Genomic DNA, 12,446 nt, shown 5'->3' with positions numbered 1-12,446 from the left:
GGATGAGCAGTAGTTCGGAGCAGAAACTGGTCGAGGCCCTTCGCGCCTCCCTCAAGGAGACCGAACGGCTGCGCCTGCGCAACCGCAAGCTTTCCGCGACGCTGGAGGAACCGATCGCCATCGTCGGGATGGCGTGCCGGTATCCCGGCGGGATCGCCTCGCCCGGCGAGCTGTGGCGGCTGGTCGCCGACGGCGTGGACGCGGTCTCCGGCTTTCCCGAGGACCGCGGCTGGGACGTCGACGCGCTCTACGATCCCCAAGGCACCCGGGAGAACACCACCTACGCACGGGAGGGCGGGTTCCTCCACGACGCGCCCGCGTTCGATCCCGCCTTCTTCGGCATCAGCCCGAACGAGGCGCTGACGATGGATCCGCAGCAGCGCCTGCTCCTCGAAACCTCCTGGGAGGCGCTCGAACGGGCCGGGCTGGACCCGTTGTCGCTCAAGGAGACCTCGACCGGCGTGTTCGCCGGGATGATGTATCACGACTACGCGCTCAACAACAGCACGGGCGCCGTGGCCTCCGGGAGGGTGTCCTACGTGCTGGGGCTCGAAGGCCCGTCGGTGACCGTGGACACGGCGTGCTCCTCTTCGCTGGTGGCGCTGCACTGGGCCGTCCAGGCGCTGCGTACCGGTGAGTGCGCGCTCGCGCTGGCGGGTGGGGTGGCGGTGATGGCCACGCCCGGGGTGTTCGTCGAGTTCAGCAGGCAGCGCGCCCTCGCCCCCGACGGCCGGTGCAAGTCGTTCGCGGCCGCCGCGGACGGGACCGGCTGGGGCGAGGGCGTCGGCGTGCTGGTGGTCGAGAGGTTGTCGGACGCCCGGCGCAACGGCCACCGCGTGCTGGCGATCGTCCGCGGGAGCGCGGTCAACTCCGATGGCGCGTCGAACGGCTTGACGGCGCCGAACGGTCCTTCGCAGGAGCGGGTGATCCGGCAGGCGCTGGCGGCCGCGCGGCTCTCGGCCGAGCAGGTCGATGTCGTGGAGGGGCACGGGACGGGCACGACGCTGGGCGATCCGGTCGAGGCGCAGGCGCTGCTGGCGACGTACGGGCGGGAACGCGGGCGGCCGGTGCTGCTGGGTTCGCTGAAGTCGAATCTCGGGCACACGCAGGCCGCCGCCGGGGTCGCGGGGATCATCAAGATGGTCGAGGCCATGCGGCACGGTGTGGTGCCGAAGACCCTGCACGTGGACAAGCCTTCCGACCAGGTGGACTGGTCTTCGGGGGCGCTGGAGCTGGTCACCGAGGCCACGGAGTGGCCGGAGACGGGACATCCCCGCCGGGCGGCGGTGTCGTCGTTCGGTCTCAGCGGGACCAATGCCCACGTGATCCTCGAACAGGCCCCGGTGGACGAGCGGCCCCTCGATCGCCCCCGAGGGCGCTCGTCCACCGGGCCGGCGGTGTGGCCGGTCAGCGGCCGGACACCGGCCGCGCTGCGCGCACAGGCCGCCCGGCTGCTGTCCTTTGTGGAGTCCGATCTCGATCTGTCCACTGTGGACGTCGGGTTCTCGCTGGCGACGAGCCGGTCGGCGCTGGAGAGCCGCGCGGCGGTCGTCGGGCGGGACCGGGAGGAGCTGACGCGGGGGCTGACGGCGCTGGCCGGCGGTGATCCCGCCGCCGAGCTCGTCACCGGGACCGCGGACCCCGAGGGCGGGCTGGCCTTCCTGTTCACCGGCCAGGGCGCGCAGCGTCCCGGTATGGGCCGTGAACTGTACGAGGTGTTCCCGGTGTTCGCGGAGGCGTTCGACGAGGTGGCCGCGGAACTGGACGCGCACCTCGCGCGCCCGCTGCGGGAGGTGGTCTGGGGCACGGAGGCGGACCCGCTGAACCGGACGGAGTTCGCCCAGCCGGGGCTGTTCGCGGTCGAGGTGGCGTTGTTCCGGCTGGTGGAGTCGTGGGGGCTCCGGCCGGACTTCCTCGTGGGCCATTCCGTCGGCGAGGTGGCGGCGGCCCAGGTGGCCGGGATGCTCTCCCTCCGGGACGCCGCGAAGCTGGTGGCGGCCAGGGGGCGTCTCATGCAGGCGCTGCCCGAGGGCGGCGCGATGCTGGCGGTGCGGGCGCCGGAGGCGGAGGTGCTGGCGTGGCTGCCCGGCACCGCGGACGTCGCGGCGGTGAACGCGCCGGACGCGGTCGTGGTGTCCGGTGCCGAGGAGGACGTCCTCGCGGTGGCCGCGCGGGCGGCGGAAGCCGGACGCCGGCATACGCGCCTGGCGGTTTCCCACGCCTTCCACTCGACGCTGATGGAGCCGATGCTGGACGAGTTCCGCGCGGTGGTCTCCGGGCTTTCCTTCACCGAGCCGCGGATCCCGCTGGTGTCCGCGGTGACCGGGACGTCCGGGGCGGACATGACCTCGCCGGGGTACTGGGTGCGGCAGGTGCGGGACACCGTTCGTTTCGGTGACGCCGTGGGGTTCCTGGCCGCTCGCGGGGTGACGCGGTTCCTCGAACTGGGACCGGACGCGGCCCTGTCCCCGGTGGTCGGCGAGACGGTCACGACGGCGCTGGCCGTTTCCGCGCAGCGGAGGGATCGGCCCGAGGAACTCGCGCTGCTCGCCGCGGTGGCACGCCTGCACGTCTCCGGCCTTTCCCCGGACTGGGCGGCGTTGTCCGGTCCCGGCGCGGAACGCGTCGACCTGCCGACCTACGCCTTCCGGCACGAGCGCTTCTGGCTCCAGGACCCCCTTCTCGGCGCGGACACCGCCTCGATGGGCCTGGACGCGGCGGAGCACCCGCTGCTCGGCGCGGTCGTGACCCTCGCGGACGACGGCGGGCTGGTGCTCACCGGGAGGTTGTCCGTTGGCACCCACCCCTGGCTCGCCGATCACGCCGTGCTGGGCGCGGTCCTGCTTCCCGGCACCGGTTTCGTCGAACTGGCCCTGTGGGCGGGCGGACGGGCCGGATGCGATCTGCTCGAAGAGCTCACCCTGCGCGCGCCGCTGGTGCTGGCCGGGACCGGGGTCCCCCGGCGTGGCGCGGTCCAGCTGCAGGTGGCCGTCGGGGCGCCCGGCCCGTCGGGCACGCGCGAGGTGACCGTCCACTCCCGGCCGGAGGAGCCGGACGACGCGCCGTGGACCCTGCACGCGGAGGGACTGCTGGGCACCGGCGCGAAGGCGCCGGGCCCGGAGTCCGCCGAGTGGCCGCCCGCGGGCGCGAGCCCGGTCGATCTCGAAGGCGCGTACGAGCTGTTGCGGGAACGGGGCTACGGCTACGGACCGGTCTTCCGGGGACTCAAGGCGGCCTGGACCGAGGGGGACGAGGTCTTCGCCGAGGTCACCCTGCCCGAGCGGGCCCGCGCGGACGCCGGGCGCTTCGGCCTGCACCCGGCGTTGTTCGACGCCTGCCTGCACGCCCCCATGCTGGCCGGGCAGAGTGGGGAGGAGAGCACCGTCCTGCCCTTCGCCTGGGCCGGGGTCTCCCTGTACGCGGGCGGCGCCACGAGTGTCCGGGTGCGGATCGCGCCGACGCGCGACGGTGTTTCGGTGGCGGTGTCCGACGAACTGGGGCGGCCCGTGCTGACGGTGGGCTCGCTGGCGGGCAGGCCGGTTCCGGCCGCGGCGCTGCGCGGCCCGCGCCCGGATTCGCTGTTCTCGGTGAACTGGGTTCCCGTCGCCACGCCGGACGGTGACCCCGCGCCGGTGGAACCCTGGGTTTCCCGCGACGGCACCGAGAACGGCGTCGTCGTGTTCACCTGCGCGGAGCCGGACGCCGACCCGCCGGCCGGCGTGCGCGAGGCGGCGCACCAGGTGCTCGCCGCGATCCGGGAATGGCTGTCCGACGAACGTTTCGCGGGTTCCCGGCTGGTCGTGGCGACGCGGGACGCGGTCGACGCCGGCGGCTCCGAGGTCGGCCTCGGCCACGCCGCGGTCTGGGGCCTCGTCCGGTCGGCGCAGGCCGAGAACCCCGGCCGGTTCGTCCTGGTCGACCTCGACGGGCGGGCGGAGTCCACCGCGGCGCTGGCCGCGGCGGCGGCCTCCGGCGAACCCGAACTCGCTGTCCGAAGTGGACAGTTGTGGGCGCCGCGGCTCACCAGGAGGGCCGCGCCCGGCGGGAACGGCGGCCCTCGGCTCGACCCCGAGGGTACGGTGCTGGTCACCGGGGGGACCGGCGGGCTCGGCGCGGTGCTCGCGAGGCATCTGGTGACCGGGCACGGGGTCCGGCGGCTGGTGCTCGCCGGCCGAAGGGGCCCGGACGCGCCCGGCGCCGCGGAGCTGGTCGCCGAGCTGGGTGAGCGGGGTGCCCGGGTCACGGTCGTGGCCTGCGACGTCGCCGACCGCGACGCGCTCGCCGCGCTGCTGGCGGGGATTCCCGCCGGGCATCCGCTGACCGGTGTCGTGCACGCGGCCGGGGTGGCGGACAACGGCCTCGTGTCCGCCCTGACCCCCGACCGGCTCGACGCCGTGCTGGCGCCCAAGGCGGAGGCCGCCTGGCACCTGCACGAACTCACCGCGTCCGCCGCGCCGGCGATGTTCGTGCTGCTGTCCTCCGCCGGCGGCATGGTGCTGGCAGGCGGGCAGGGCGCCTACGCGGCGTCGAACGTCTTCCTCGACGCGCTGGCCCTCCGCCGGAAGGCGGACGGCCTGGCGGCGACGTCGATGGCGTTCGGGCTCTGGGCGGGCACCGGGATGGGACAGTGGCTGAGCGAAACCGATCTGCGGCGCATGCGCGGGCAGGGCCTGCCCGCGCTGGAGGTGGAAGAGGGCCTCGCCCTGTTCGACGCCGCGCTGGCCTCCGGGGACGCGCTCGTCGCGCCGTTCCCGGTGGACGTCCCGGCGCTGCGCGCGCGGACCGACGAGGTCCCCGCGCTCCTGCGCGGTCTCCTGCGGACGGCGGGAACCCGCCTTCGCACGCCGCGGACCGACGTGCCCGACTGGGAACGCCGGATCGCCGGCGCGCACGAGGGGGACCGCGACCGGATCGTGCTCGACCTGGTCCGGTCCCAGGTGGCGGCCGTGCTCGGGCACGCCTCGGCCGCCGCGATCGAACCGGACCGGGCGTTCCAGGAACTCGGCTTCGATTCGCTGACCGCCGTCGAACTGCGCAACCAGCTCAACACCGCCACCGGTCTCCGGCTCCCGGCCACCCTGGTGTTCGACCAGCCGACCGCGCGCGCGGTGGCGGCCGAGATCGTGGCCGCGTTCGCCGGCACCGGGACCGACCGGGTGCCGGTGCCCGCCCCCCGGATCCCCGCCCACGACGAGCCGATCGCGATCGTCGGCATGGCCTGCCGCTATCCGGGCGGGGTGAGTTCCCCGGACGAGCTGTGGCACGCCGTCCTGAACGAGGTCGACGCCGTGTCGGAGTTCCCCGCCGACCGGGGCTGGGACCTCGGCTCCGTGTACGACCCGGACGGCGCGGCCCCGAACACGACCTACACCCGGGAAGGGGGATTCCTGCACGACGCGGGCGAGTTCGACGCCGCGTTCTTCGGGATCGGCCCGAACGAGGCGACGACGATGGACCCCCAGCAGCGGCTGTTGCTGGAGACCTGCTGGGAGGCCATCGAACGGGCCGGGATCGACCCCGGATCGCTCAAGGGCAGCCCCACCGGGGTGTTCGCCGGGCTGATGTACCACGACTACGCCTACAACACCTCCGCCGGCGCGATCGCCTCCGGGCGGGTGTCCTACGTGCTGGGGCTGGAGGGCCCGGCCGTGACCGTCGACACGGCGTGCTCGTCCTCGCTGGTGGCGCTGCACTCGGCGATCCAGGCGCTCCGGTCGGGCGACTGCGCGCTGGCGCTGGCCGGCGGGGTCACCGTCATGGCCACACCCGACATGTACGTCGAGTTCAGCAGGCAGCGCGGGCTGGCGCGCGACGGCCGCTGCCGGGCCTTCTCCGGTGACGCCGAGGGGACCGGGCTGTCCGAGGGGGCCGGTGTCCTGCTGGTGGAGCGCCTCTCGGACGCGCGGCGCAACGGTCACCCGGTGCTCGCGGTGGTCCGCGGCAGCGCGATCAACCAGGACGGCGCTTCGAACGGGCTGACCGCCCCGAACGGGCCGTCCCAGCGGCGGGTCATCCGGCAGGCGCTCGCCGCCGCCGGTCTGTCCACAATGGACGTCGATGCCGTCGAGGCGCACGGTACCGGTACCACGCTGGGGGACCCGATCGAGGCGCAGGCGCTGCTGGCCACCTACGGCAGGGACCGCGACGAACAGCGGCCGCTGTGGCTGGGTTCGCTGAAGTCGAACCTCGGGCACACCCAGGCCGCCGCGGGCGTCGGCGGGATCATCAAGATGGTGCAGGCGATCCGGCACGGGGTGCTGCCGAAGACGTTGCACGTGGCCGAACCGACCCCGCAGGTCGACTGGTCCGCGGGCGCGGTCCGGCTGCTGACCGAGGCCCGCGCGTGGCCGGACTCCGGCCGCCCGCGCCGCGGCGCCGTCTCGTCGTTCGGGATCAGCGGGACGAACGGGCACGTGATCATCGAGCAGGCGCCCGCCGCCGACGGCCCCGAAGCCGCTCGCGACGACCGGGAAGGCGGGGAAGGCCGGGGACCGCTGCCGTGGCTGCTCACCGCGAAGAGTGCCGAGGCACTGGCAGGGCAGGCCCGGCGGTTGCGGGCGTTCGCCGGGGAGCCCGGCGCCGATCCCGGTGACGTCGGGTTCTCGCTGGCCACCACCCGGGCGCGGTTCGGTCACCGCGCGGTGGTGCTCGGCCGTGACCGCGCCGGACAGCTCGACGGTCTCGACGCGCTGATCGGCGGCGGGGCCGCGGGGAACGTGGTGCGGGGTACCGCGGTGCGTGACCCGAAGGTGGTGTTCGTCTTTCCGGGGCAGGGCTCCCAATGGACCGGAATGGGCCGCGAGCTGTACGAGACCAGCGAGGTCTTCCGCGCGGAGGTTTCGGCGTGCGCGAAGGCTTTCGAACCCTTCCTCGACTGGTCACTGCTGGAGGTCCTCCGCGGTGACGATGGCGCGCCCTCCCTGGATCGGATCGACGTCGTGCAGCCCGCGTTGTTCGCGATGATGGTGTCGCTCGCGGCGTTGTGGCGTTCGTATGGGGTGGAACCGGCTTCCGTCGTGGGCACGAGCCAGGGCGAGGTCGCGGCGGCGTGCGTCGCGGGCGCGATCTCCCTCGCGGACGGGGCGCGGATGATCGCGGAGCGCAGCAAGCTGTTCGCCGAGCGCCTGATCGGCCACGGCGAGCTCGGTTCGGTGGCGCTGCCCGTCGAAGAGGTCACCGAGCGCCTCACCCGGTGGGAGGGCCGGCTCTTCCTCGCCGGGGTCAACTCCCCGGCGCTGGTCACCGTCGCCGGCGACAGCGAAGCGCTGGGGGAGTTCGAAGCCGAGCTCACCGCGGAAGGCGTGCGGGCCCGGCGCGTGGCGACCTCGGTCGCCACCCACTGCGCGCGCGTGGAGGCGGTCGCCGGCGAACTGCGGGAGATCCTGGCACCGGTCGTCCCGCGACGGGCCGCGATCCCGATCTACTCCACGGTGACCGGCGGGCTGCTGGAGCCGGGGGCGATGGACCCCGCCTACTGGTACGCGAGCACCAGGGAACCGGTCCTGTTCGCCGACGCGACCCGCGCGCTGTTCGAGGACGGCCATCAGGTTTTCGTCGAGGTGAGCCCGCATCCGGTGCTCGGCGTCGGCGTCCAGGAGACGCTCGCCGACGCCGGTGCCGAGGTGGCCGTGGTGGGTTCGCTGCGCCGTGCGCACGGCGACGTGGACCGGTTCACGACCTCGCTGGCCGAAGCGCAGGTCCGGGGCGTCGAGGTGGACTGGACGGAAAACTTCGGCGCCGCGCGCCGGATCGAGCTGCCGACCTACGCCTTCCAGCGCCGGCGGTACTGGACCCGGGACGAACAGGCGGGCGGGGACGCGGGTTCGCTCGGGCTGACCGCCGTGGACCACCCCCTGCTCGGCGCGGTGGTCCCCGCGGTGGACTCGGACGCGCTGACCTTCCTGGGCAGGCTGTCACCGGGGACCCACCCGTGGCTCGCCGACCACGGCGTCCGGGGCACGGTCCTGCTGCCGGGTACCGCGTTCGCCGAGCTGGTCACCAGGGCCGCCGACGAGGCGGGGTGCGACCACATCGAAGAACTGGCCCTGCACGTCCCGTTGCTGCCGGCCGAGCGGGGCGGGGTCGCGCTGCGGGTCGAGCTGGGCGAGGCGGACGACGCGGGCAGGCGGCCGGTGCGCGTGCGTTCCCGCGCCGAGGACGAGCCCGGGGCGCCGTGGATCCTGCACGCCGAGGGGACAGTGGCACGAGGCGGGGCGGAGCGTTCCTTCGACCTGACCCAGTGGCCGCCCGCGGGCGCGAGCCCGATCGTGATCGACGGTGCCTACGAAGCGCTCGGGGAACAGGGATACGACTACGGGCCGGCGTTCCGGGGGCTCCGGGCGGCCTGGCGGCGCGGCGACGAGCTGTTCGCCGAGGTCGAGCTGCCGGAGCGGGTGCGGGCCGAGGCCGGGCGGTTCGGCCTGCACCCGGCCCTGCTGGACGCCGCGATGCACGTCGCGCTGATCGACGACGGCGGCGGACGGGGCACGGAGACCGTGCTCCCGTTCGTGTGGGAGGGCGTCCGGCTGCACGCCGTCGGCGCGTCGGCCCTGCGGGTGCGCGTCGACCGGGGCCGGCCGGACGCCGTCACGGTGGAGGTCGCCGACGGCACCGGCAGTCCGGTGTGGACGGTCGATTCCCTGATTCCCCGTCCGGTGCCGGAGGAGCAGCTGTCCGCGGCGCGGCGCGGGGGCGACTCCCTGTTCCGGATCGACTGGCAGCGCCCGCGGCTCCCCGCCGAGCCCGTGTCCTGGGGTCCGTGGGAAGGTCTCCAGCCGGCGGGGGCGGTGCCGGACGTCGTCGTCTTCGAGGCCGGGCCGCCCGACGGCGAACCACTGCCCGCGTTGTACGACATCGCGGGCCGCGTGCTCGGTGTGCTCCAGGACTGGCTGGCCGACGAACGGTTCGCCGCGGCCACCCTGGCGGTCGTGACCCGGAACGCGGTGGTCACCGAGGAGGGCGCCGCCGTCAGCCTCGCCGAAGCGCCGGTGTGGGGTGTGCTCCGCGCCGCGCAGGCGGAGCACCCCGGCAGGTTCGTGGTGGTGGACACCGACGGTGCCCCGGAGTCGGCACGGGTGCTCGCCCTCGCCGCGGCGTCCGGGGAACCGGAACTCGCGGTGCGCGGTGGCGAGCCGCTGGTTCCCCGCCTGGTCCCGGTACCCGAGCCGGACACCGAGGTCCCGCCGGGCCTCACCGGGGACGGCACGGTGCTGATCACCGGCGGCACCGGTGGTCTCGGCGCGCTGGTGGCCCGGCACCTGGTCACCCGGCACGGCGTCCGCGACCTGGTGCTGACCAGTAGGCAGGGAAGGGAGGCCCCGGGCGCGACGGAACTGTGCGAGGAGCTCACCGCGCTGGGCGCGCGGGTCACGGTGACCGCCTGCGACGTCGCGGACCGGGCGGCCGTCGCGCGGCTGTTCGCCTCGATCCCGGCGGAGCGGCCGCTGACCGCGATCGTGCACGCGGCGGGCGCGGCCGACAACGGACTGGTCGGCGCGCTGACCCCGGAACGGCTCGCGACGAGCCTGCGGCCGAAGGCCGACGGTGGCTGGCATCTGCACGAGCTGTCGAAGGATCTCGGCCTCACCGCGTTCGTGGTCTTCTCGTCCGCGGGCGGCATGGTGCTGGCCGCGGGGCAGGCGGGCTACGCGGCGGGGAACGTCTTCCTCGACGCGCTGGCCGCGCACCGGCGGGCCGAAGGACTCCCGGCGACCGCGCTGGCCTGGGGCCTGTGGGACGTCCGCACGGGGCTGAGCCAGTGGCTGAGCCAGGCCGACCTGCAGCGGATCAGGCGGCAGGGGCTGCCCGCCTTCTCCGCGGCGGAGGGCCTGCGGATGTTCGACGCCGCGCTGGCCACCGGCCGGACGGCGCTGGTCCCGATGCGGGTGGATCCGGTGACCCTGCGGGCCGGCACCGAGGTCGTCCCCGCGCTGCTGCGTGGCCTCGCGCCCGCGGTCCGGCGCCGGACCGCCACGGGCGCGGTCGAAGAGGGCGCCCTGCGCGGTCGGCTCGCCGGGCTGCCGGAGGCGGAACAGGAACAGGTGGTGCGGAACCTCGTGCTCACCTACGCCGCGACGGTCCTCGGGTACGCCGGCCCGGACGACGTCGATCCCGAGCGCGACTTCCTCGAGTCCGGTTTCGACTCGCTCACCGCCATGGAACTGCGCAACGGGCTCAGCCGGGCCGGCGGGCTGCGGCTGCCGCCGATGGTGGTGTTCGACAACAAGACCCCGGCGGCCCTCGCGCGCTACGTCCTGGCCGAACTGGCCGCGTCGCCGGACACCGGGGACGGCGGGCGCGCGGCCTCGCCCGGCGCGGTGGCTCCGCGCGGCGCGGACACGCTCAGCGAGGTGTTCCGGACCGCGCTCGCCGAGGCTTCCGTGGAGCGGGCGATGGACCTCCTGCGCGCCGTGGCCGCCGTCCGCCCGAGCTTCGGTTCGGCCGCGGAGCTCGACCGGCCGCCCGCGCCGGTGAAGCTGGCCGAAGGGCCCGCGGGGCCGCGGCTGATCTGCGTCAGCACGCCGATGGTGACCGGCGGGCCGTACCAGCTGGCGCGGATCGCGGCGTCCTTCCGGGGCGTGCGCACGGTTTCGGCGGTCCCGCTGTCCGGGTTCGCCGCGGGGGAGCCGCTGCCCGCCACCGCGGCGGCCGCGATCGACGGGCTCACCGAGAGCGTGCTCCTCGCGGCCGAGGGCGAACCGTTCGTCCTGCTCGGGTACTCCGCGGGCGGGCTGCTCGCCCACGCGGTCGCCCATCGGCTGGAAACGGTACGGGAGGTCGAGCCGGCCGGCGTGGTCCTGCTCGACAGCTACCGTCTCGACCGGTTCACCGGCGGCGGCGCCGAGCTGAGCGGGGACTTCCTGGCGGGAGCGCTCGAACGCGAGTCGGCGTTCGGCGGGTTCGACAGCGCCCGGCTGTCCACAATGGGCAGATACGGCGAGCTGATGCCGTTGGTGGACCCGGGCCGGATCGGCGCGCCGGTGCTGTTCGTCCAATGCCTCGAATGGTTCGCCGAACCCGGGCCGGGCGGCGAGCCCGTGCTGGCCGAGCCGTGGGACTCCACCCAGACCTGCCGGACACTGCTGGCGAACCACTTCACGATGCTGGAAGGGAAGTCGGCCGAAACGGCACGGCTCGTCGAGGAATGGCTGGGCACCCTGTGAACGCCCCGGCCGAGACCCGGACCGCGGTGGTCTTCCCCGGCATGGGCCCGACCGGGTTCGCCGACGTCGCGAAGTTCATGCTCGTCGACCCGTTCGCCCGCGGGCTGCTGGCCGAGGCCGACCGGGTGCTCGGGTACTCGCTGGTCGACCGCTACGCCGAGGAGGAACGGGACTACTCGGTGTCCGCGCAGCTGGCCATGCTGGTGAACTGCCTCGCGCTGGCCGAATGGGCGGGAGAGCACCTCGGCCTGGCCCCGGACTTCTGCACGGGGCCGAGCTTCGGGGAGAAGGCCGCCGCCGTCCACTCGGGCGCGCTCGGGTTTCCCGAAGCCCTGTGGCTGACCGGGGAACTGGCCCGCCGCGAGGAACGGTACTTCGCGCGGGCGCACCAGGACGTGGTGACCCAGTCGCTCGCCCGCACGCCGCGCTCGGTGCTGGAGGAAATCCTCGGCGAGCTGGACGACCGCGGCGAATGGCACGAGATGTCGTGTTACGTCGACGACAGCTTCCACATGGTGTCGCTGCGGAAGGACGCGCTCGACTGGTTCCGGCAACGGGTGCGCGCGGGCGGCGGCATGGCGCTCTACACGATGTGGCCGCCGTTGCATTCGAGCGCCTTCGCCGAGCTGCGCGACGAAGTGGCGTCGGAGGTCCTGAGCGAGGTTTCCTTCCGCGACCCGGTGGTGCCCGTGGTCGCGGACCAGGACGGGACCGTGCTGCGCACCGGGGACGGGGTACGGAGGATGCTCCTCGACGGCTACGTCCGGCCGGTGCGGTGGCCCGACGTCGTGTCCGCGCTGCGCGGGTTTGGCGTGGGCAGGGTGTACGTCGCGGGACCGGATCGCCTGTTCGGGCGGGTAGGGGTCACCACGGCGAACTTCGAGGTGGTGGCGGTCGACCCCCGGCGGGCGTTACGGCCCCGGCGGCGGCGGACGGCCGGGTGAGCCGCGGTGCGGGTCCGTCGTGGACGGACCCGCACCGCGTTCAGGCGGCCGCGCCGCGGAGTTCCGCGAGGGTGTCCCACAGGACCCCGGCGGTGGCGAAGGTCTCCATGGTGAGCGCCTCGTCGACGAACCGGACCCCGTACGTCCCTTCCAGCGAGGAAAGCAGTTCCACGGTGCCGAGCGAATCGAGACCCAGGTCGCGCAGCGAGGTCTCCTTCGCGAGCGTTTCGTCATCGGAAAGGAACGGAAGGTATTTGCGCAGGATGTTCTCGAACCGGTCGTCCCACATGATTTTCTCCGAATCTTCCTGCCATGTTCGATCTGCTGGTCGTCTCAGACG

General features: G+C 74.3%; 3 protein-coding genes. 2 read left to right on the top strand and 1 reads right to left on the bottom strand.

Translation table 11 applies throughout. From position 1 onward, the window contains the following. Positions 1-2: 2 nt before the first annotated feature. Together ABD987_RS03755 and ABD987_RS03750 are read left to right on the top strand one after the other, a co-directional pair. Positions 3-11,162: a type I polyketide synthase gene (locus ABD987_RS03755; RefSeq protein WP_345386926.1), complete on the top strand. Its 11,160-nt coding sequence runs from the start codon at positions 3-5 to the stop codon at positions 11,160-11,162. Then, entirely contained in the window at positions 11,144-12,106 is a 963-nt protein-coding gene (locus tag ABD987_RS03750; RefSeq protein ID WP_345386924.1) for an ACP S-malonyltransferase, read from the top strand. Before ABD987_RS03755 ends, ABD987_RS03750 begins: the two co-directional genes overlap by 19 nt. A 40-nt stretch (positions 12,107-12,146) precedes the next feature. On the opposite strand, the gene ABD987_RS03745 is transcribed toward ABD987_RS03750, so the two are convergent. Next, positions 12,147-12,395 carry a phosphopantetheine-binding protein gene (locus tag ABD987_RS03745; RefSeq protein ID WP_345386922.1) on the bottom strand — a complete coding sequence of 83 codons (249 nt, stop codon included), beginning with the start codon at positions 12,393-12,395 and terminating at the stop codon, positions 12,147-12,149. Positions 12,396-12,446: the final 51 nt, after the last annotated feature.

It is taken from the genome of Amycolatopsis samaneae, assembly GCF_039541975.1.
Classification (GTDB): domain Bacteria; phylum Actinomycetota; class Actinomycetes; order Mycobacteriales; family Pseudonocardiaceae; genus Amycolatopsis; species Amycolatopsis samaneae.
The sequence above is the reverse complement of the archived record's forward strand: the minus strand, read 5'-3'. Positions and strand labels throughout refer to the sequence as shown.